The sequence below is a fragment of the Nitrospira japonica genome (genome assembly GCF_900169565.1).
In the GTDB taxonomy this organism is placed as follows: domain Bacteria; phylum Nitrospirota; class Nitrospiria; order Nitrospirales; family Nitrospiraceae; genus Nitrospira_C; species Nitrospira_C japonica_A.
The window spans coordinates 160,769-182,932 of the sequence record NZ_LT828648.1; the positions used below are offsets into that span (position 1 = coordinate 160,769).

At 60.8% G+C, this 22,164-nt stretch carries 19 protein-coding genes; 3 read left to right on the top strand and 16 right to left on the bottom strand.

Annotated features, from left to right (window positions below; translation table 11 throughout):
* Positions 1–3: 3 nt before the first annotated feature.
* From NSJP_RS00750 to NSJP_RS00765, 4 genes are all read right to left on the bottom strand, one after another.
* The gene (locus NSJP_RS00750) at positions 4–1,302 is read right to left on the bottom strand and encodes a molybdopterin molybdotransferase MoeA (protein WP_080885042.1); all 1,299 of its coding nucleotides are present in this window, start codon (positions 1,300–1,302) and stop codon (positions 4–6) included.
* 17 nt (positions 1,303–1,319) lie between these two features.
* Positions 1,320–2,273, bottom strand: coding sequence for an Mrp/NBP35 family ATP-binding protein (locus NSJP_RS00755; RefSeq protein WP_155969727.1), 954 nt, complete (start codon positions 2,271–2,273; stop codon positions 1,320–1,322).
* A 32-nt stretch (positions 2,274–2,305) separates the two neighbouring features.
* Positions 2,306–3,241 carry a twin-arginine translocase subunit TatC gene (gene tatC / locus NSJP_RS00760; protein ID WP_231989452.1) on the bottom strand — a complete coding sequence of 312 codons (936 nt, stop codon included), beginning with the start codon at positions 3,239–3,241 and terminating at the stop codon, positions 2,306–2,308.
* Positions 3,242–3,306: 65 nt separating this feature from the next.
* Positions 3,307–4,803, bottom strand: a complete 1,497-nt coding sequence (locus NSJP_RS00765) for a Do family serine endopeptidase (protein ID WP_080885043.1) — start codon at positions 4,801–4,803, stop codon at positions 3,307–3,309.
* A gap of 256 nt (positions 4,804–5,059) precedes the next feature.
* Here NSJP_RS00765 and NSJP_RS00770 point away from each other — a divergent pair, with 256 nt between their 5' ends.
* Positions 5,060–5,227, top strand: a complete 168-nt coding sequence (locus NSJP_RS00770; protein WP_155969729.1) for a hypothetical protein — start codon at positions 5,060–5,062, stop codon at positions 5,225–5,227.
* A gap of 87 nt (positions 5,228–5,314) precedes the next feature.
* On the opposite strand, the gene NSJP_RS00775 is transcribed toward NSJP_RS00770, so the two are convergent.
* Positions 5,315–6,055, bottom strand: a complete 741-nt coding sequence (locus NSJP_RS00775; protein ID WP_155969731.1) for a hypothetical protein — start codon at positions 6,053–6,055, stop codon at positions 5,315–5,317.
* 256 nt (positions 6,056–6,311) lie between these two features.
* Between NSJP_RS00775 and NSJP_RS00780 the strand changes: the two genes are divergently transcribed.
* Entirely contained in the window at positions 6,312–7,100 is a 789-nt protein-coding gene (locus tag NSJP_RS00780; protein WP_080885046.1) for a dolichyl-phosphate beta-glucosyltransferase, read from the top strand.
* 33 nt (positions 7,101–7,133) lie between these two features.
* Here NSJP_RS00780 and NSJP_RS00785 read toward each other — a convergent pair whose 3' ends face one another.
* Positions 7,134–8,636, bottom strand: coding sequence for a hypothetical protein (locus NSJP_RS00785; protein ID WP_080885047.1), 1,503 nt, complete (start codon positions 8,634–8,636; stop codon positions 7,134–7,136).
* Positions 8,637–10,379, bottom strand: a complete 1,743-nt coding sequence (locus NSJP_RS00790) for a carbamoyltransferase family protein (RefSeq protein WP_080885048.1) — start codon at positions 10,377–10,379, stop codon at positions 8,637–8,639.
* 265 nt (positions 10,380–10,644) lie between these two features.
* Between NSJP_RS00790 and NSJP_RS00795 the strand changes: the two genes are divergently transcribed.
* On the top strand, positions 10,645–12,432 hold the full coding sequence (locus NSJP_RS00795) for a caspase family protein (protein ID WP_155969733.1): 1,788 nt from the start codon (positions 10,645–10,647) through the stop codon (positions 12,430–12,432).
* Between the two features lie 86 nt (positions 12,433–12,518).
* Here NSJP_RS00795 and NSJP_RS00800 read toward each other — a convergent pair whose 3' ends face one another.
* From NSJP_RS00800 to ybgF (NSJP_RS00840), 9 genes are all read right to left on the bottom strand, one after another.
* Complete coding sequence (locus NSJP_RS00800) at positions 12,519–12,968, bottom strand: c-type cytochrome (RefSeq protein ID WP_197685452.1); 450 nt, start codon at positions 12,966–12,968, stop codon at positions 12,519–12,521.
* A 404-nt stretch (positions 12,969–13,372) separates the two neighbouring features.
* Positions 13,373–14,323, bottom strand: a complete 951-nt coding sequence (locus NSJP_RS00805) for a helix-turn-helix domain-containing protein (RefSeq protein ID WP_080885050.1) — start codon at positions 14,321–14,323, stop codon at positions 13,373–13,375.
* A 122-nt stretch (positions 14,324–14,445) separates the two neighbouring features.
* Positions 14,446–15,135 (bottom strand): tetratricopeptide repeat protein, encoded by a 690-nt coding sequence (locus tag NSJP_RS00810; RefSeq protein ID WP_080885051.1) that lies wholly within the window; start codon positions 15,133–15,135, stop codon positions 14,446–14,448.
* On the bottom strand, positions 15,132–16,046 hold the full coding sequence (locus NSJP_RS00815) for a PfkB family carbohydrate kinase (RefSeq protein ID WP_080885052.1): 915 nt from the start codon (positions 16,044–16,046) through the stop codon (positions 15,132–15,134). Before NSJP_RS00815 ends, NSJP_RS00810 begins: the two co-directional genes overlap by 4 nt.
* A 4-nt stretch (positions 16,047–16,050) precedes the next feature.
* On the bottom strand, positions 16,051–16,953 hold the full coding sequence (gene mtnP / locus NSJP_RS00820; RefSeq protein WP_080888470.1) for an S-methyl-5'-thioadenosine phosphorylase: 903 nt from the start codon (positions 16,951–16,953) through the stop codon (positions 16,051–16,053).
* 44 nt (positions 16,954–16,997) lie between these two features.
* Complete coding sequence (miaA, locus tag NSJP_RS00825) at positions 16,998–17,996, bottom strand: tRNA (adenosine(37)-N6)-dimethylallyltransferase MiaA (protein ID WP_155969735.1); 999 nt, start codon at positions 17,994–17,996, stop codon at positions 16,998–17,000.
* Complete coding sequence (gene mutL / locus NSJP_RS00830; RefSeq protein ID WP_172834063.1) at positions 17,987–19,777, bottom strand: DNA mismatch repair endonuclease MutL; 1,791 nt, start codon at positions 19,775–19,777, stop codon at positions 17,987–17,989. The genes miaA and mutL overlap by 10 nt, the downstream gene beginning before the upstream one ends.
* Positions 19,778–19,840: 63 nt before the next feature.
* The gene (ybgF, locus tag NSJP_RS00835; protein WP_080885054.1) at positions 19,841–20,608 is read right to left on the bottom strand and encodes a tol-pal system protein YbgF; all 768 of its coding nucleotides are present in this window, start codon (positions 20,606–20,608) and stop codon (positions 19,841–19,843) included.
* A gap of 5 nt (positions 20,609–20,613) precedes the next feature.
* The gene (ybgF, locus tag NSJP_RS00840; protein ID WP_080885055.1) at positions 20,614–22,164 is read right to left on the bottom strand and encodes a tol-pal system protein YbgF; all 1,551 of its coding nucleotides are present in this window, start codon (positions 22,162–22,164) and stop codon (positions 20,614–20,616) included.

The window sequence follows — 22,164 nt, forward strand, 5'->3', positions numbered from 1 at the left end:
CCCTCAACAACTGGACTGCCGGTGGGGACCGCCGCTCACATGCACGGCATGACCGTCCCATCCCTGCTCGCTCAGCAGCTGCACGGAGATCGGATCTCCCGGATTGAGCCGTTCCACCTCCATCGGAACGTCGATCAGGCAATTGGCTTTGACCATGGAGGTCAGAATGCCGGATCCCTGGTCTCCCGTCGTCCAAACCCTGAAGACGCCGCCCTCGTTCGTCAGGACCCCCCTGAGGAAATGGCGCCGATCGGCCCGCTTCGAAAACTTCTCTTGGAACAGCGCCTGCACCACGGGACGTCCGTAGCTTCGATGCCCGCCCATTTTGAGCATCGCCGGACGGACCAACTGCTCGAAGGTGACCATTGACGACACCGGATTACCGGGAAGACCGAATGCCAGCTTGCCCTGAATCTTTCCGAAGGCCAACGGCTGTCCAGGCTTGATCGCCAATTTCCAAAAATTCATTGCCGCACCGAGGTCTTGGAACACGGCCTTGGTGAAATCATAATCCCCCATCGACACGCCGCCGGACAGCACCAGAATATCGGCCGTCAGCCCATAGGAAATTTTCTCCTTGAGCGCGGCGGGGTTGTCTTTGGCAATGCCAAGCAGGAAGGGAATGCCTCCGGCGTCCTGTACCGCAGCGGCAATCCCGTAACTATTCGAATTGATGATCTTTTCCTCGCTATATCGCTCGTCCAGGTCGGCCAGTTCGTCTCCCGTCGACAAGATGGCCACCCGCGGCCGTTGATGGACGAAGACGAACGATTTGGCCAGGATCGCGAGCATGCCTGCTTCACCGGGCCGCACAGGAGTGCCCTTGGCGATGATCCGCTCGCCCTTCTTCACGTCTTCGCCTTGCGGACGGATATTTGAGCCCTTGAGTTCGGGTTTGAAAACCCTGACGGAATCCGGCGTATGTTCCGTATCCTCCACCTTCAATACCGTGTCGGCTCCTTTGGGAACCGGCGCGCCGGTCATGATGCGGATGGCCTGACCTGGTCCGACCGTCTTCATCGGCATTTTCCCGGCCGGCACATCTTCGATCACCGTCAGCGTCACAGGCTTGTCGATCGGGTGCTCGCGCTTGATGTCATCCCAACGAACGGCGAACCCGTCCATCGCGCTGTTGTCCCACGGCGGATTGTCTCGCTCGACGATGATGTCCTCACCCAACACGCGCCCTAGGGTATCGAGCAGCGGAATCTTCTCCAGTCCCAATACCGGTGTGCTGTCGAGCACGATCTTCTGGGCTTCCTCGAGCGGCGTCAGTCCTTGCATGGCGTCTTTGGCTTTCATGGGTGCGTCGCGTCAAGTCAATGATGATGACGTGGGGCGACGTTGACGAGCGAACCGCTCTTCTTGCAGAACGCCTCGACCTTGTTCGCAATCTCGTGATACGCCTCGGCCGTCGGCGTATCCGAATAGAACATGGCAAACGGCTCCCCGGCGTCAGATTGGGTCACGACGTCGGGGTCGAGCGGAATGCGGCCGAGAAACGGCACGCCCATATCATGAGCCGAGGCCTCGCCCCCGCCCTTCCGGAAGACCTCGATGTGATGGTGACAATGCGGACACTCGAGACCGCTCATGTTTTCCACGATACCGACGATCGGCACTTCGCTGTCCTTGCAGAACGTCACGGACTTGCGCGAATCCAGCAAGGCGACTTCCTGGGGAGTCGTGATGATCACCGCCCCGCTGACTTGGCCAAGGAGGTCGATGGTCGTGACCGATTCGTTGCCGGTGCCGGGAGGCAGATCGATCAGGAGGAAGTTCAGGTCCTGCCATTCGACTCCGCCGAGAAGCTGATTGATGAATTCGTACTTGTACGCGTCGCGCCAGATGATGGGATCGTCCGGATTCTGGAGAAGAAATGACATTGAGGCGATTTTGAGATTGTACGCTTGAAACGGAATGATGCCGCCCGACGTGCTAATCTTGAGCTTTTGCCCTTCGGCCCCGACCATCTTCGGAATGTTCGGTCCATGAATATCCATGTCGCAGATACCCACGTGCCAACCCTTCAATGCCAGACTGACCGCGAGGTTGGTCGTGCAGGTACTCTTGCCAACTCCGCCCTTGTTACTCATGATGAGCACTTTGTATTCGATCCGCTCCATCCGCTTCGCGACGAGCCAGCGGCTGTGCCCTTCCTTGTCCTTCTGGCACGATTCATTTTCATCACAAATCGCGCAGGCCCACATGTAGGTGCAGGCGTCGCTTCCGCCGGATGTCGGCGTTTGAATAATGTTCAGTTCACGAGGCATAATTTATTACCCTCTCTCGCAGGTCACGAGTATCAATGTCGCCTACCGCCCGATGGAACCCCGACATAGTCTCCTCCGGACGCACCGGACATGGCGGGGGCCATCGGTTTGCCGTGGCCGGATCCGGCCGGGGCTACCACTGTTGCCGGCTCCGCAGGGGCGGATTTCTTCTTGTTGAAAAACCCCGCGCTCACGATCCCGACTTCGTAGAACACATACATCGGAAGCGCCATCAGGCACTGGTTGAAAGGATCGGGCGTGGGCGTCAGCACGGCCGCGACGATAAAGGAGCCCAGCAACGCCCATTTGCGATAGCGCTTGAGGAACGGAGCGTCTACCCATCCAAGCTTGGCCATGAGCGTGATCGCCAGCGGCACCTCGAAGATCAGTCCGAACACCATCAGAAACCACAGCGCGAACCCCACATACTGGGCGATCGACAACTGCGGAATGAACCCGGCGTTTACCCCGTATGACACGAGAAAATTCAGCGCGAACGGCAAAACGAAGAAAAACGAAAAGCCGACCCCGGCGTAGAAGGCCAACGCGCTCAGGAAAGTAAACGGCCCCACAAAACGCCTCTCCTGGGCATGGAGTCCCGGCACGACGAATTGCCAGATTTCGAACAAGATATAGGGAGTCGCAATCACCAGCGCAAAGAGACCCGCGACCTTCACGTTCTGCCACAACGCCTCTGCCGGAGCCAGAAAGACGAAGGGCACCGTCGGCAAATCGGTGGGAACCCAGGAAAGCGACCCGGGAACGAACATGTTTTGCAGCGGCACGCGAAGCCATTTCACAAGCGTGTCGGCATAGAAAAACGTGCCGACGAACACGAGCGCCGTGACGATGACCGCCCGGGTGAGCCGGACCTGGAGCTCCACGAGGTGCTCCATGACCGGCATCTTTTTGTCTTCCAGCGGCTTAAAAACGGAGTCTTGCAGCCACCGATTGAGATCGTTTAGCACACCGTCCTCAGCATTCGCCGGAAGCCGACCATGGGCTCTTCGGAAGCCTTGCGGCTAGGTCGACGCTATTTCGGGTTGACCGCAACGAACAGGTTATTCCCCTGTCGACTGAGGAGGAGGACGGCCAGCTCCTCCTTTTTAATCTTCTGCGCGGCCTTATGGTAGTCCTCCAGGCTCTTGACCGCCTCGTGATTGACCTCCTGAATCACGTCACCCCGCTGGATGCCCGCCGCTTCTCCCGGCCCGCCTGGTTCCACGGAAGATACCACCACCCCGGTGGTCTTGGAGGGAATGTTCAATTGGCTCATCGTCGCGTTATCCAACGCCTGGACCCGCAGCGACGCGAGCACATTGTCCGGCGGCTTGACGGTTTCGCCTTGCTCTTTCTGCGGAGCCGATTCTTTCTTGGCCAGCATCTCGTCCGAGGGCCGTTCGGCCACCTTCACCGACAAGGTCTGCTCCTTCCCGTCTCGGAGAATCTTGACCTGTGCATCCTTCCCCACGACGGTCCGTGCCACCAGATTCCGCAATTGACTGACGCTCTGCACTTCCTTGCCGTTGAAGGCGATCACGACATCGCCCCGTTTGACGCCCGCGGCGTGCGACGGCCCGTTCTCGTTGACGTCGCTGATCAGAACGCCCTTTCGCTGTTCGGGAAGCTTGAAGGACTTGGCAAGAGCGGGAGTGATTTCCTGGATTGCCACGCCCATCCAGCCACGCACGACTTTACCGGTCTTCTGGAGGCTTTCGACGATATCCAACGCGATGCTGCTTGGAATCGCAAAGCCGATCCCTTCGGACCCTCCGGTTCGGGAGAAGATGGCGGTGTTGATGCCGATGAGGTCTCCGTTCATGTTGATCAGCGCCCCACCTGAATTCCCGGGGTTGATGGCCGCATCGGTTTGAATGAAATCTTCATAATCGGCAATGCCGACGTTCCCACGCCCAAGCGCGCTGATGATCCCAAGCGTCACCGTCGAGCTCAACCCGAAGGGGCTGCCGATCGCCAGCACCAGATCTCCGACCTGCAACTTTTCATATTCCGCCCACTTCAATGACGGAAGATCCTGCGCTTCGATCTTCACAACGGCCAAGTCGGTTTTGGGATCGGTCCCCACGATCTTGGCCGAAAATTCACGGCGGTCGCTGAGCGTCACCGTGATTTGGGTCGCACCCTCGACCACGTGATTGTTCGTGACGATGTATCCATTGGCATCGAGAATGACTCCGGATCCGGCGCTCTGGTCGGGACGATGGGGCCCGCCGGGAGGCATTGGCGGAGGAGTCGGAAGCTCGCCGCCCGGTTCGTCACCGCCGGGAGGACCACCGGGGGGGCCACCGAACGGTCCGGGAGGGAGCGGTCGCCGTCCACGGCCACCCTCGCCTCCGCCGGTCACGGCAATATTGACCACGGCCGGAGTAACTTTCTTCACAATGTCTGAGAACCCCTGGGCCATCGAGGGGGGAACCCCCGCAGCCTGAGCACCGGGCAGGGCAGAAGAAAGGATGACAACGCATGAGAGTACGGATAACGGCATGCAGACCCTACTCCACTTCACCATAACCAGGCTCCTCCAGAAGTTATAGGCGCGATTTGGTTGGCTGAACGATCCTCATTGTAGTCTAAGTATGGAACGAGATGAAAGGGGCCGACCATGCCCCTTGATCCCGGGATCTACCACTTTTGTGGATGAGATCTACCACTTTCGTGGAGTAGGCGCGGACAGAAAATTGATGCATGGTGAGAGTGACATTTCGGCAGTGCGGCCGCGTCCGGAACTCGATATCCAAGGCAACCACCTATTGGAGGAGATACCGATGACGAACGACGAATTGACGAAAGAAGAATTCCGCTCCCTCCTCGAATCACTGCCGATCATCGGCAACGAGACGGCAGACGCTCGGCTCAGCAAACTGTCGCGTCATAACGAAGCGCTGTGCAGAAAGATCGAGCAACTGCAACGAGCCCAGCTGATCCCGGCATAGCGCGGGATCCCTGCCGATATTGGCGCTGGGTCCCAGGCTTTCCCCCCTCCGGTCGGATCGACTCCGACCTTCCTGGACGTCTAGATGCTAGGAGCTCTCGTGAACCTCCGCACCGGCGGCCTGCAATGACTCGATCCATGCCTTCTGAAGATTGAGCGTCATGCGCTTTGCGGCCTGGTCGAAGGAAACGACCCGCAGTGTATTGGGCGCCCCTTCGTAGGTCGGAGGCCAGATCCGCCGTTCCGGATCTTGCGGGCGCAGATAAATGACGGGATACCACTGATTGATCCCGGGGGCCGTAGGCGAGTCCAGAGTCGCCCATCCTCGCCCCTCGGCTTGAATGAGCACGCGGTTGTTCCTGACGTCCAGCAGCGCGACTTCAAGCAACGACCAGTTATCCCGTCGGAATCCAGGCTGTGCATAGGTCGTCCAACCCAGAAAAAGCGTCACGGGATACTCTTGCTCCGTACTGGAGAGAACGACGAGGACGAGATACTCGAGTTCGTGCTTCTTCGCCAACTCGGCGAACTGAGCCCAATCTCCATTGGCCTGAGGCTGAATGCTTTCCGGCGGAACCATCTCCTTGATGCGCACCGGAATGGCCCGGCTGACTTCTTGTTTCAGGCTCTCACCCAGTTGGCGCAACGCTTCATCCGGCAAGTTCGGGCTCGCACCAGGATGTGCAGTATCCGAAACCAACAGGAGGCCAGCCGGCACAGGCCTGGGCTCCAATCGACCGAACACCCCCGCATCGGCCTGTGACTCGGGCGACAGATAGTCTCCGAGCCGGGACGGCGGCACGGCCGATGCGCAGGATGCGAGTAGCATGGCACTGACCAACGCGAAGGAAACTCCTCTCGCACCCTTCCGAGACACTTGTCCCTCCGTCATTCGGCCGTTCGGCGCTTTTTCTTCTCGGAAATACAACATACGTTCGCTTCCCTACAGACGAACTGTCAAGTGCGGGAGGCTGCCCTTGTATTCCCCGCGTAGCTCGGGTACGGTACCTCGCGTCGAGATAACCTGCCGTTGCTCCTCGAGGGAGACGGCGGCCTGATGTTGTTCCCGCTTCCCAGTGGAATCCATGCATCACTCGATCATCATCCCCGCCTACAACGAAGCCGGACGTATTCTGCCCTACCTGCGGAGAATTACGGACTACATGCGGGGCCGCGGGAATCCCTATGAAATACTCGTGGTCGACGATGGAAGTACCGACGCCACTCCGTCCGTCGTCGACGGCCTCTCGGCATGCATACCGGAAATCAGCCTGCTTCGGCTCCCCGGTCGCCGGGGAAAGGGCGCCGCGGTCAAACGCGGGATGCAGGCCGCAACCGGGCAACTTCAATTGTTTGCCGATGCGGATGGCGCCACCCCCATTGAAGAACTAGCCCGCTTGGAACAAGCCCTCGAAACAGGAGCCCACTTGGCGATCGGATCGCGGGCTCTGGCATCCCGGCTTCCGGAATTTTCCGTCCGAGCCAAGCTGTACCGCACGATCCTGGGCGGCCTGTTCAACGCAGCCGTCAGGCAAGGTGGCATTCGGAACATTTCGGACACGCAATGCGGGTTCAAGTTGTTCCGTCGCACAGTCGCACAAGACCTCTTCGGTGTGGCGACGATCGAGGGCTACGGGTTGGATTTGGAGCTACTCTACGTCGCGCAGCGCCGGGGCTATAGGATTGCAGAGGTTCCGATCAATTGGACCGATCAGCCTGGATCGAAGGTGCGCGTCTGGCGTGACGGCCTGCTGATGATGCGGGAACTCGCCCGTGTGCGGCAGAACGATCGAAAGGGGCTTTACCATACTGCGGCGTTCGCCGAATCGTTGGCTGCAAACCCCTCCCGCCGTCTTGGCCTGCCACTCAATTAGCAACGACCCTACGGAGGTCTGTCCGCTCCCGCCTCACGGCATGACATAGAGCGAGACTTTTTCGTCCTCATAGACCCGCACCCACTTCGTCTCGCGATAGAGTGCACGGTCCAACGGTGTTTCGCGGCGCACAAGAGCCCAATCTACGGCATACTTTTCAAGAACGGACAGATCGACCGGCTCACCCCGCGTGAGCGCAACATAATCCTGAAAGATACGCCGGTTTCCGATCCGCCAAGCCGGCATGCGTCCATCGATGAAAATCTTGTGCTCCGGCATCCACCAGAGCAGAAAGCCGCCGTAGCCGTAATCATTGTAGATCCGGGCTCCCGTTTGCGCGGAATGCGTCCGGATCCACTCCACGGCCTCGATCGGATACGAGGTCGTCCGAAAGTATCGGGCCGGGTCCGTCCCGGACTGGACCACGTGATGCAAATGGTCGGGCCCTTCCCATATCAGCAACAGCGCCGCAAGGATGGCCCCCGCCAACATGGCATGCCGCATGGCCGCCGCGCCAAGCCCCCGGTTCAACCAGTCGAATGCCGCGGCTGTCAGCTCGGCGGCCAACGGCAGACTGATGACGAGAAACACCGGCACGTTCCGCATGTGCCGCAAAGAAAACCACAGGAAAGCGATCCATATGATCCACCGGACCGGTTCATATCGGCGATACCAGCAGCCCATCGCGGCACTCAACGCGGCAAGATACAGGACATAACCGCGACCAGCCGTCGTCGCCAAGGACAGGGGTTGCCACTCCTGTAACTCGTCCACCATAAACTGGTTCGCCAAGGAATCGATGATTTCCCCATGGAGTCTCCATCCGTACGGATTCACCAGAGTCATGAGGGCCGACGCCGCTGTCAGGAGAACCAGCCGACGGAGATCCCACTGGGCAAAACCGGACTCGTCGGCTGGCGAGAATCTGAACGCCCGCTTGGCGTGCAGCCACCGCATCACCCAGAGAGCGCACGCGACCACGCTCATCAGCACAAGTCCCATCACGAACCCGCCATGCAGGTTCGCCCACACCAGAAAGAGCAGCGGGATCCAGCGCTGGGAAGCCCCCGCGGGATTCGACAGCAGGCGAAGCAGGACGGCAAGTCCCAGCCAGGAGACGAGCTGCGTACGCGCGCCCAGATAGGGCAGCGCGACCCAAATCGACAGCGTCGCGGCAAGCCAGCGAGCGGACCGTGGGACCGAGGCGGCGCCGGCCGCAATCAGCCAGGCACCGGTCGCGACCGCCCCGAATAGCACTATCACTCCCAATCCTCCCATCCATGATGCATACAGCGCCCCGATGATCGCATCGGTCAGCCATGCATGTTCGACCCATGGCCAGTCCGGCATCGTGTGGGAATAGGGATCGAGGGCGGGAAGCGGCAAACCGTTGTGAAGCAGGTCGAGCCCGGTTCGAAGGTGCCACCCGAAGTCAGGCTCGGTCAGAGGCTGAAGGGTAAAGTTGACGAGAAACAGCAACAGCAGCGCGTTGAGGGCAACCGCGTGACCGACTTCCCCTGCCGAACGATTCGGCATCTACCGCCCGGTGCCCGATGAAGAGCCGGAAGGGAGCCCGGGCCGTTTCGCCAGAAGATTTCCCATCACCAACCACTCCACGTCGGTTCGAAGAAAACAACGCACGGCATCCTCCGGCGTACAGACGATCGGTTCGTTCACATTGAACGACGTATTCAGAAGCACCGGCACCCCCGTCAGCCTGTCAAAGGCCTCAAGCAACAGACGATATCGAGGATTGGCATATTCATCTACGGTTTGCACGCGTGCCGAGCCGTCGACGTGCACGACCGCGGGGATCCGCTCCCTGGCCGAGGGAAGAACCGGCGCGGTGAACAGCATGAAGGGAGACGATCCGGAAAGATCAAAATACTCACCGGCACGCTCCTCCAGCACCGACGGTGCAAAAGGACGAAACGGTTCGCGGTGTTTCACCTTGGCGTTGATCAGTTCCCGCACATCCTCGCGGCGGGGATCGGCCAAGAGGCTTCGATTCCCCAATGCCCGTGGGCCGAATTCCATTCGATCCTGGAACCAGAATACCAATCGGCCGCTCGCCAGCTCGACGGCGACCTTCTCGGACAACTTCCCATCCGACAGCGTTTCCACGTCGAGACCGGCCGCGTCCAGCGCGCCCTTGCAGTCCCGGTCCTCGTATCCGGGGCCCCAGGCAGCCGTCCGCATGGGCGTTCGAGAAGTGAGCGCGCCGCGCCGGTGCGTCAGCCAGAGCGCCGCGCCAAGCGCCGCGCCGGAATCCCCGGCGGCGGGAGGGACATAGATATCGTCGAATCCGGACTCGCGTCTGAGACGGCTGTTGGCGACGCAGTTATACGCGACGCCTCCGGCCAGGCACAGGCGTGTCAACCCCGTCATCCGCCGTAGATGGCGGGCCAAATGCAGCATCGTCTCTTCCAAGACACATTGCACGCTGGCTGCAAAATCTCGATGGCGGCCGGTCACCTCTCCGCCGGGCGGCCGGGCGGGACCGAACAGCTCGAGGAACTCCGGAGCGAAGATGCGCAGCCGCGCCAAATGAAAATCCAATAGGCTCGTGTTCAGATGAAATTCCCCGTCCGCGAGCAGCGGCAAGATACGATCGCGAAGGGTCCGGGCAAAGACGGGCTTTCCATATCCCGCCAGTCCCATGACGATATATTCATCCTGATCCGGAACAAAGCCCAAGTACGCCGTCACCGCCGCATAGAATTGCCCGAGCGAATGAGGAAGCGGAATGCGGCTCAGGACGTCAATGGTCTGCCCATCAGCCCGGGCGAGCGTCGTCGTGTGGGATTCAGACGCGCCGTCCACGATCAGCACCGCGGCCTGCTTGAACGGCGAGACCAGCACGGTGCTGGCCGCGTGACAGAGATGATGATCGAGAAAAACCGGATCCGGACAGGCCGTTCCGTCCACCTGCCGGGAAAGAAATCGGCGCAGGAACATCAGTTCCTTCCATTCCTGGCCGAGACGCTCGAAACTCCTACGAGCTTTTGCCTTGCGCAGCTGAGCGGATTGCAGCATTCCCCGAAGCACAAGGGCCGCGCGCCGTCGCACTTCCCAGTATTTCCAAGGCACCGCGACGGCGTCGACGTCGCAGAGGCGCACTCCCGCCGTGTGAAGACAGGATCGAATGGCATGAACCGGAAGCGCCGTGACGTGTTTGACGCGGACGAACCGCTCCTCCTCGGCCGCCGCCAGAATCCGGCCGTCCTCCGTCAATGCCGCGGACGCGTCCCGCATGTTTGAAAGGCCGAGTACCAGCATTCCGAATCCTACTTAAAATCGATGCGCAGGCTCCGAATCGCTGAAGCATAGCCGGAGCGACCGCCGCCCGCAAGAAGCCGGCTCCAGTTGCATTCACGCCGCCGTTTCGGTACGGTGCTGAACGTCACATGACAGGTGCGTGCCCGTCTTGAGTCATGAACCCGCGTACCCGATGACCCCTGGGCCCTCGATCCTCATTTCATCACACCGAACCCGCGCCCGATGGGCCCTTGTGTTGGTGTGCCTCTGGATCGTGGGCTTGTCCATGGGATGCGAGAAACTCGCCTCCGCGTTGCGGCGTACTCCGCTGCCGGACATGGGCCCGCGGCTCAACAACTCCGTCAGACTGACCTTCGATCCCGCCTTGAGCAACATGAAATCCACATACAAGAACGATTGCGGAAATTTGCGCGAAGTCTACATCGGCACCGAATTAGAATCGGTGATGATCGACGCGGCCGCGCAGAATTTTCGAGCCGTATCGGTCGCCGGCGGGATCACGTCCCCCACCCCTCCCGACACCGAAATACTCGTGACGGTCGAACGATCCTCTTTCAGGCTGATCCAGGATCACCTGTATGACCGGGTTCCGGCGGACCTGAAGATCGATGCCTTGGTGACGTTCAAGGACATGTCGGGACGCGAACTGGGGCAACAGCCGATTTCAATCGACCGCAATCAACGACTGATCCTGGAGCCGACGCAGAAGCGATGCGACTACGGCAACATCGACGAGTTCCTCTACGAGTCCGGCGTCGCACTGTCGACGGAATTCATCCGGGTCTCCCGCCACCAGTTGACGGCAGCCGGCGCGGTCCCGGCGGCTGCCGTGGCCAGCGCCGCGAAAGCACCCGAGCCTGCACCGAAGGCTGGCCGCTCCCCGCTGTCGTTCAAAGCGACGGTGCTCGACGAGAACGGCAACCTGATCCTGGAGGGTGGAGAACGGGTGCGGGTGCGGGTCGACCTGGTAAACGGGGGCGATCAGGAGCTTCAGCAGGTGACCGCAACCATTTCAGGCACATCGGCGATTGTGGCACAGTTTCCTGCGACGACGCTTTCGGCCGGCCGGCTGCAGCCCGGTCAGTCGCGATCTCTTGAGTTCGCCGCCACACTGCCTCAATCCGTGCAGTCCCAGAAGGCGGAGATTCATGTGACCGTCTCCGATCCCAGCGTCGCCGCCGCCCCCGAACAAGTGCTCTCCGTCGCCATGCAGCCGACCGCCGCAAACGCGGACGACGTGGACCAAGTTCCCGCCACCGCAGCCGGTTTCAAACGCCCCAACACGTTTCTCTTGTCGATCGGCATTGGGTCGTATCGCGACACGCAATTGCCGGTCCGGAAATACGGGGCCTCTGATGCCGAAATGGTCGCGACCTATCTGCAATCGGTGGGCGGGATACCGGCATCCAATGTCCGCCTGCTTCAGGATTGGAAGGCCTTGCGCCCCGACATCGATGAGGCCCTGCTGGACTGGTTGCCGGCTCACGCGGGAAAAGATGCGATCGTCATCGTGTATTTCGCCGGGGTGGCGACGGTGTCGCAAACAGGAGAGGTCTATCTTCTTCCTTACGACGGGAGCCTCTCTTCCGCTTCCCGCTCCTATCCGCTCAAAGATCTGGAGGCGGCGTTGGCTCGCGTGAAGGCGAAGCAGGCGATCGTGCTGTTCGACGGGACCGTGTCGCGACTCGGATCAGGAACGGATGGCCGAGGGAAGAGTTCGCCTCCGCAATGGGGTGCTGCCGGCGGTTCCTCGATTCGTCTCGTATCGACGGGCAGCCTCGGAAAATCCATCGAAGACGAAAAACACCGGCATGGACTGTTTACCTACTACTTCCTCCGCGCGCTGCGCGGAGACGCCGACACCAATCGGGACGGTGAGGTCACGCTGGGTGAAACCGCTTCATATCTGAGCCAGAAAGTGTCCTGGGCCTCCAAGGCTCAATACGGACAGGAGCAGCGCCCGCTCGTGTTGCCGCCGCTCAAGCCCACGGATCCGTCCGGCACCCTCGTGCTGGCAAAGCCGGCCGCGATCACCGCCGTCGAAGCGCCCTGATCCTGCATCGAGAAACAGAACATACCACCAAAAAAAAGGGGTGGAGGTCATCCCTCCACCCCAAGTACCGAACGATGGCCGACCGACTATTCGTCGCCCTTGCAGAAGCTCCGCTCGTAGTTGATGATCGTCCACGCTTCTTCTTCGGTGATGGCCGCAGGAATCAACGACACCATCCCGGTTCCCGGGCTGCCGTTCTTGATTACCCAGAACAACTCGCCGTCCTTCCGCTTCTTGTGGAACTTGCAATTCGTGAAGTTCCGCGGGCTGGGATTGAGAATCGCGCCGGCAGGGCCGTCGCCCTTGCCTTCTTTTCCGTGGCAGTTGAAGCAGGTGCCCTTACCCTCGAACAACGCCTTTCCTTTGGCGATGCTCTCAGGGCTGGACGCAACCGGATTCTTCATGGCTTTGGCCTCGGCGATCTGGTCCGCCGGAACGCGCGGCTTCAACGGATCCTTCTCTTCGGCTCCCGCCACGCTCGCGGACAACATCAGCACCGCAGCGCTGACTCCCAAAAACTTAGAAAAAGTCCCCATCAGAAATCCTCCTTTGTGTTGAACCTACCGCAGATCTGAGGTCGGCCATGAGGCCGTCGACTCGTTGACCAAAAAGACGAAAAACGTTCGGGACTATAACAACGGCGTTCCGGCGATGTCAAGCAATTCGACCCTGATTCCGCTCTGTTGCGGCCGCCTGGAGTTCAAAACTTTTCGCCGGGTCTCCACTCCCATTTTGTCCGCCACCTGCCTAAGAGAACATCAAGGCTCATGCCACGGTGCTCGCGATGCGGGGACCGATATTTCGCTACGTTAGACGGATCCACCAAGGACGGGCCGGTATTCCAGACACCATTAGGCCCCACCTGTGACTTCCTGCCCCAGAAGGGTCCGGTACCGGCGGGCACGAATCGGCCTGTGATGAAGGAGAACCGACGAGGTGATCAGCGCTTGAGAACGATGTCGCGGGCGACTTTCCCGCTCGGCCCAAACGGCTTTTGAGGCTTGCCGTTCAATTCGGCTTTCACACCGCCGGCGTTGCCGAGTGTCAGCACGAATTGATCCTGCCCTTTCCACTTGGCTTTCTCCCCGGGCCTGAGCAAGGCTTCCTGCGGGCTGCCGCCGTCGATTTGGATGACCACCCAGCTCAGTTCCGTGGCTTCCAGATCCAGCACCAGCTGATCCGTTGCGTCGGGAGCGGTCTCCAAGGAGATGCCTCCCAGCGGGCCGTCGGACCCGATCGGCGCTGGAATCGGAGCGGCAGGGGGAACCGGTTGGCTGGCGGTGACGGCGGGAGCCGGCGCGGGGCTCGAGACCCGAGGAGCATTGGTCTCGACCTTCGGCGGAGCGGGAGGCGGCTGGTCTGCCGGCTTGGATTTCGATGGCGGCGTCGAGGCGGTCTGTGGCTCCGGCTCGGGCTTAGGCGCCGCGTCACGGGCCTCGGGAGCCGGCGTGCTTGTCCGCTTGCTGGCGATAGGCGGAAGATCCGTCGCGGGACGGCGCACCAACACGGTGGACTGTTCACGGCTCAACAGAAAAATCAGCGTGATGATTGCGATGCCGATGGCCACCGCGACCGCCTTGCGGTTGGCCTGTCGTTTTCGCTCCTCTTGAACCTGGCGGGCTTTCAGCCGTTCCTTCTCGTCCTGCTTCTCGTAAAACGCGCCGGCGGATTGAATGAAGCGATGGATCGCATCTTCTTCGTCGAGGCCCAGCGAACGCGCGTAGGAGCGCACGAACCCCCTGGCAAACACCTGGTCGGGCAGCTTGGCGAAATTCCCCTCCTCCAGCGCCCGGACAAAATCCGAACGGATTCTGGTTTTCGACGCCACCTCGTCGATCGTGAGCCCTTTGGTTTCACGAACCTGTTTGAAAAAATCGCCGATCGATTCCATGCAGTTCTCTCTTACGCGTTATGGGCAAGCGGGTGTCCCCTCGCCCGAACGAACAGCCGAAACAGCCGCGGCGCCCCGGTCCGCGCCATGCCAATCCGGGATCGCGTCCCGGCACGATCAGGTCACGGCTTCAATCGAGCCAGAATCTCCTTGGCCGCCGTCCCATACTCTCCGTTCTTGTCGATCAGGGTGACTTTCGTGAGGGTCTCGACGGCGCGCCGATCGAATCCCATCTTGTAGTAGATCCGCCCCAATTCAAGATTTGACTGTGCAGGAGGCACGTTGGGGGGATTCACCGTCAGAGCATCCTCCAGCGCCTCCATGGCACCCTGCAGATCGCCTTCGTGGGCCAGCGCGCGCCCGAGATGGAAGCGGGCGAGATCCGGGGTACTGTACAGCGGATTGGTCAGCGCCTTTCGAAATTCCGGAATCGCCTCGGCCCATCGGTCCTGGCTGATCAACACTTGGCCCAGGTACGTATGCGCCTCCGAGTACTCCTCGTCGATCTTGATCGCCGCCCGAAATTCCTGTTCGGCCTGGGCGAACTTGCCCTGGACCGCCAGAATGTGACCCAAGCCGTACCGAGCCTCTTTGTTGTCGGGATTCAGTTGAACGGCCTTTTGAAAGGACACGTAGGCTTTCTGACGGTCCCGGTCGAGGCTGGCCAATCCTTCCTGATAATACCCCTTGGACTTTTGCTTGGACTCCTCGGACGTGGCGCAGCCGGTCACCAGCCCCAGACCGATGACCGCCACGGCGGCGCAATACGACGACCGACGGCCAGCAGCCGTCCTGGAAAGACTCGTGGTCACGGAAGGTCCTCGAAATGGGTCAACCGCTTGAAGGCTTTGAAGCGCTCCTGGATCTCTTTGTAATCCAGGATGCGCAAACGGTCAAGACTAAAGGCTTCTACGGTAAAGGAGGCCATGACGCTGCCGAACACAATGGCTTGCTTGAACGCCTCGGCAGACCGGTTTCCGGTTGCAGCCAGATGCCCGAGAAAACCACCGGCAAAGGTGTCCCCTGCCCCGGTCGGATCGCGCACATCCTCCAGCGGAAAGGCCGGAGCGCCGAACACCTGTTTTTCATTGAACATCAACACGCCGTATTCGCCCCGTTTGATGATCAGGTGCTTCGGCCCGCGCGCCAGAACCTTCTGCGCCACCTTGACCAGATTGGAATCCTCGCCCAACGCACGGGCTTCGCCGTCGTTGATGATCAGAATGTCCACCTTTTCCAAGACGCGCCACAATGCGTCGCGCTTGCCGTTGATCCAGAAATTCATGGTGTCGCACGCGACGAGCGGCGGACGAGGCAGCTTGTTCAGCACGTCCAGTTGGAGTTCCGGATCGATATTTCCCAGGAACAGCACGTCCGGAGCGCGATACGCTTCCGGAATTTTCGGCCGGAAAGTTTCGAAGACGTTGAGCTTCGTGTCCAGCGTACGGGCTTCGTTGAGCTGATGGGAGTATTCCCCCTTCCACCGGAAGGTGGCGCCCGGGCGGCGTTCCAATCCGGCAAGATCGATGTTCCGGCTCTTCAGAAACATGAGATGTTGCGACGGAAAATCTTCCCCCACCACCGCGATCAGATTGACGTCCGCAAAATAGCTCGCCGACGTGGAAAAATAGGTGGCGGACCCCCCCAGCACTTCCTCCACCGCCCCGAACGGCGTCTTGACCGTGTCCAATGCGACTGACCCGACAACGAGCAATGTACCCATGAAATCACCGTTTTCCTTTCGCGGGAGACAAACGGTCCGTCAGGACCGCCAATTTGCGGCGAAGCGCAGCCGGAATTCGAGCCGGATCCGTCACGATGGCCTCGCGCAAGGCCCGCTGGCAGGCGCACTCTCCGCCTGCCGCCGCCGACGGGATCGAAGCCCGGAGCAGCCGCTTCGCCAACGCCACGTTCTGCCGCAACGTGGCCAAGATCGCCTCGACGGTCACCGGTTCCTCCGTCTCATGCCAGCAATCGTAGTCGGTCACCAGGGCGATCGTGGCGTAACACAGTTCCGCTTCCCTGGCGAGTTTCGCTTCCGGAAGATTCGTCATGCCGATCACGCTGACGCCCCACTGCCGGTACAGGCGCGATTCGGCCTTGGTGGAAAACTGAGGCCCTTCGATGCAGACGTACGTGCCGCCGCCATGAGCCGTCGCCCCGACCGAATGGGCCGCGGACGAGAGGTGAGACGCCAAAGACGGGCAGATCGGCTCCCCGAAGGCCACGTGCGCCACCGCGCCGCCCTCGAAGAAGGTCGACTCCCGCTGTTTCGTCAGGTCGATGAATTGATCCGGAAAGACGACATGCCCCGGCTTGATCGATTCCTTCATGCTTCCGACCGCGCTGACCGAGATGAGCCGCCGGATACCCAGTGATTTCAACGCATAGACGTTGGCCCGATAGTTGATCTCCGAGGGGCTGCGCGTATGCCCCCGCCCGTGGCGTGACAGAAAAGCGATGCGGACCCCGTCCAACTCTCCCAGTACGACGGCGTCGGACGGGGCGCCGAACGGCGTCCGCACCGACACCTCTTTGACCTGCCTCAGGCCGTCCAGATCGTACAATCCGCTTCCGCCGATGATCCCGACATCGGCCTGCCACGCCCGTCCTCTTCGCACCTTGATCATCGCCATCCCGCTTCCCTCTAAATTCACGCGGCGTCCGGCCCCCGTTACAGTCCGGCCAGAAACAGATCAATCAGTTCCGTCACCCGGGCAGCCGTGTGCTCAGGGGATTCCGACTCTCCGATTTCAAACCACCGGATAGCCGGCTCACGGCGAAACCACGTCAACTGGCGCTTGGCAAACCGCCTGGTGTCCCGCTTGAATCGCCGAACCATTTCGGCGTAATCGCATTCGCCCGCGAGATACTCCGCCGCCTGGCGATAGCCGAGGCCCTTCATCGCGGCGCTGTCGCGGCGATAGCCCCGGGCCAGCAGCCGGCCCGTCTCCTCGAGAAACCCGTGATCCAATTGCCAATCGATCCGCGCCTCGATCCGCCGGTACAACGAGTCCCGATTGCGGTCGAGCCCGATCAGCAAGGTGCGATACGGCTGGTCGCCGAATGCATGGGACGTGTGAAAGGCCGATAGGGGCTTTCCAGACAGCTGATGAACTTCCAGCGCGCGGATCACCTTCGCGCCGTCGTGCGGGTGCAGTTTGGACGCGGAAACCGGATCGATCGCGACCAATCGGCGGTACAAACTTTCGACGCCCGACTCTCTCACCTCTTCCTGCAGCCGGATACGAACCGCCTGATCTGCCGGAGGAGCCTCACAGAGCCCTCTCACCAGAGTCCGCACATAGAGGCCGGTCCCTCCGACGACCAGCGGGATGAGCCTGGCCTGATGCAAATGCTCGATTGCCTCCATCGCATGCTGACGGTAGAGTCCGGCATTGAACGGTTCGTCCGGCTGTGCCAAATCGATCAAGCGATGCGGAATCCCCTGCCGCTCGGACACGGTCGGCTTATCGGTTCCCAGGTCCATGCCGCGATACACCTGGCGGGAGTCCGCGGTCAGTACCTCGGTGTTGAAATGCTTGGCGACCTCCACGGCGACGCGGCTCTTCCCCACCGCCGTCGGACCGACGATGGCAACCAACGGTTTCAACCGTGCCTGCGCTTCGGTCAGAAGGGACATCGGAAGCAGTGCGCCCGGCGTCACGTCCACCCGACCCGCCCAAACAGCTTGTCGAGTTCGTCCGTCGACATCCTATACGCCGTGCGCCGGCCGTGGGGGCAGGTCATGACGAGCCCTTCCTCCACCCAATCCCGTACTAGTTGTTGAATTTCCGGTAACGCCATATGCCGGCCGGCTCGAACTGCGCTGTGACAGGCCAGGGACGCCAGCACGGGGGCGACCCGATCGTCGAGCGAGGAGAGACGGTCCCATTGCGAGAGATCATCCAGCAGGTCGCGCACGAGCGACGCGATGTCCATTCCGCCGGTTCCGGCCGGAACGGATCGCACGGCCACGGCGGTCCCTCCGAACGGTTCGATGGCCAGTCCCAGTGTTTCCAAATCGTCCAGGTGTTTTGTCAGAAGAGCGAACTGCGCCGCCGGCAGCTCGACCGTTTCCGGAATCAACAGCGGCTGGGATATCAGCTCCCGCCGCTGCCATGATCGATGGATCCGCTGAAACAGGACGCGTTCGTGGGCGGTATGCTGATCGATGACATGGAGTTCCTGCCCCACCTGTGCAATGACGTAGCGGCGGAGCATTTGGCCGAACGGCATGACATCGGGCAGCGGGGCGGTCCCGTACGATGACTCCGACTCCCGTACCCAGGTCAGTTGGTCCGCGCCGACCGGTTCGGATGTCGGCTTGGCCGGGCGGCTGGCTCGTGCGTCGAACCTTGTCTGCTCGACCGAGAGCGCGACCGCCGACGCTTCCTGGACCGGCCCCCCGGCTCCATCGTTCGCAATGGCCGTGGCCGCCGTTCGCTCCGGGCCACTGAATACCCGCCGCAGGGTCTGGGCAACCAATTGATGAATCCGGTCGGTCTCCGCGAAGCGAATTTCCCGCTTCGCGGGATGCACGTTGACGTCGAGTTTGTCGGGGTCCACTTCGAGGTACAAGACGTAGGTCGGATGACAGCCTTTCGCGAGAAGCGACGCATATCCCCCCGTCACGGCGTGAAAGACAGTGGAACTGCGCACCGGCCGCCGGTTCACGAAGCAATCTTGAGGTGTCTTCGCGCTCCTGGCGTGGACCGGATCGATGACCACCCCCCGGACCACGTAACCCGTGGCACGACCGAGGACCTCGACGGTGGATCCCACGAATGTCCGGCCGTAGACCTGCAGGATACGGTCGCGCCCTTCGCTGACGGCGGGATAATTCAACACGTCTTGGCCATTGTGGATCAATCGAAAGTGCACCGAAGGCCAGGCCAGGGCAGCCTGCTGCACGGCGTGACTGATATGCGAGAACTCCGTGCTCTTCGCCTTGAGAAATTTCTTTCTGGCCGGCTGATTGTAAAACAACTCGGCCACGTCGATCCTCGTCCCCGGCACCGGCGGCGCATCGGTGACGGTCCCGGCCACGCCTCCGACCAACGTCAGATGCGCGGCGGCGGCATCCCGTCCGGTAAACGTCGTGACGGCCACCTTGGAGACCGACGCGATGCTCGGCAAGGCTTCGCCGCGAAAGCCCATCGTCATGACGGAGGTCAAGTCTTGATCGGATGCCAGCTTGCTGGTCGCATGACGCTGGAAGGCGAGAGGAAGATCGAGCCGGCCGATTCCAGCCCCGTCGTCCGTCACCCGGATGAGGGACAGGCCTCCGTCTTTGACTTCGACGGAGATCCGACGGGCTCCCGCATCCAGGCTGTTCTCCACCAATTCCTTGACGACGGCGGACGGACGCTCGATGACTTCTCCCGCGGCGATCCGGCTGACCACATCGCCCGGCAGAATGTGGATGGTGGGGACACAGCCGGCAACGGCCATTGAATCAGACTCCGGAGGAGCGGAAGAGGAGTATTGCTGCATGGAAACAGGAAGCGAATGGGATCATCGAATTTCCGCGAGCTTGTTCTTGGCCAGTTTTGCCTCGTCGGACGTGGGGAACTCCTCGATCACCCGTTTGAGATTTTTCTTGGACTTGGCCAGGTCGCCGGTTTCTCCGGCGGCCAACCCGAGTTTGAAGAGCGAGGCAGGGACCTTTTCGTTGCCCGGATATTCAGTGGACACGTACTCAAACGATTGCATCGCCCGAACATAATCCTTTTGCTGGTAGTAGGATTCACCGAGCCAGTAATAGGCATTGGGCGTCAACGAGGTGCCGGGAAAGTCTTTCACAAACCGCTGAAAGCCGGAAACGGCCAAATCGTACTTGCCGTTGAGATAATCGTTGTAGGCCAGGTTGAACGCCGAGGTCGGCGTGATGGCCGGGACTCCAGGAATCGCCGCCGATTCCATTGAGCCGCCCGGCTTTTGAGACTTGGAGCGGGTCGGCTCACTCGCCGCCGGCTCGATCCTGGAAAATGACGAACTGGCGGCGCCGTCTTCGACCTTGGCGAGCCGGCTTTCAAGCTTCTGAATCCGCGCGGACACCTCGTCGAACCGCGGCCGGGCGCCGTCGCCGTCCTTGATTCGCTCCAAGGTCTCCATCCGGCGCTGCAAGGCATCCAGCCGCTTCTGATCCTGCTCTTGAGACTTGGTCACCGTCGCCAAGTGATCGCGCAACTCGATGAAATCAGCATGCTTGGCGCATCCGGACAGGAAGAGAAACCCGACCGCCATCACCACTGCTCCGCAAACCGATGTACGTGTGCCCATCGCCGTTATCGGGTCTCCTTCAACTGGGCCAGCTTGTCGTATGCCTTGCCGGCCTCCAGACTTTTTGGATACAAGGTCACCACTTGCTTGAACGCCGAGGACGCGCGTTTCTTGTCTTTCAACGCCAGGTAGGCGTATCCCTTCTTGAGAATCGCCGCGGGAACCTTTTCGCTCTGCGGATAATCCATTTCAACGCGATCATACGCATCGATCGCCTGCTTGTAATCCTTTTTGCCGTAATGGGATTCTCCGAGCCAATACCGAGCGTTGGGCGCAAGGTCCGAGTTGGGATATTGGCTCAGGAAGGCCGTGAAGCCCCGGCGTGCCCCGTCCAGGTCTCCATCCCGGAACAACCCGAGTAGCCGCTCGTATTCCGCCTTGTCCGGGCGATCGGACGTCCGGTTTGCCGCGGGTTTTTGGGCTTCTTCCGATTCCTCAGACACAGCCGAACGATCAACGGCCGGCGCGCTCTGCTCCGTGTCTTGAGGCGGGACGGACGCCGTGACGGTTTCTCTCTCCTGTTGCGAGGCGCCCTCCTGACCGGGCACGGGAACGGGAACCGGAACGACCGCGGACCGCTGAGGCGTCGAACTGGCGACCTGCGGGCGTTGCCCATTCCTCACCACCCCTTGAGCCTTGACCTCCTGCGATACCTGATCCAACGACCTAGTCAACGTGTCGAGCCGCTGGTCCTGTTCATCCAAACGGGTCGCCAGTTTTTGGGCAACCGATGCGACGCTCTTGTTCACTTCATTCAAATGGCCGGTCACCGCTTTGGTCGTTTCGTTGATATGCGTCGTGGAGGCCTTGCCATCGGCTTCCACCTTCGATGCCATCGTGCGGCTGGCCTGTTCCTCTTGTCCCACCCGCTCGTTCAAGCCCGTCAGCGATTCCCGAAACCCGGTCAAAGCCTGACTGAACTGGGTGAACTTGGTCGCCAGTTGCTCCGTACGGGCCTGATTCTCCGTCACCGCCTTGCGCTGCTCGTCCAGTTTGACATCCACGCTTTTCGCCAAGGTGGTGTTGGATTTTTGCACCACCTCGATGATGTCTTTTCGCAACAGTTCCATCTGCCGGTTGATTTCGTCGAGTCGGTTGTTGACCTCGGTGCGCAACTGGTCCCGATCAGTCTTGCTCTTCGTGTCCTGCGCATTGAGGCTTTCCCGAAGCTGCGAATATCGGGCGGTGTTTTCCGTTTCCAGATTCTTGGCCCAATGGTCCAGCTTCTGATCCAACTTCTTGGTCTGCTGTTCCAACCCGGCCGAGCGCTGCTTCAAATCCTCCTGTTTACCTTGGAGATCCTGAGTCGCGTGCTGCACCCGGTCCAGATCGCCTCGCAGCCGCGGAATCTCCTGCCCCTTGATTTCTTCCAATTCCTGCCGTTGCTGCGCGCCTCGCTGCGCCAGTTCTTCGTTCGACTGCTTGATGCTCTTCTGCAGTTGACGCTCCGTGGTCTTCAAGTCCGCCTGCTGCGCGACACAACCACCCATGCCCAGCGCCCACACCACGCCGCCCGCTGCCGTCCACATCCGCATGAGGCTCGCTTCAGGCTTCAT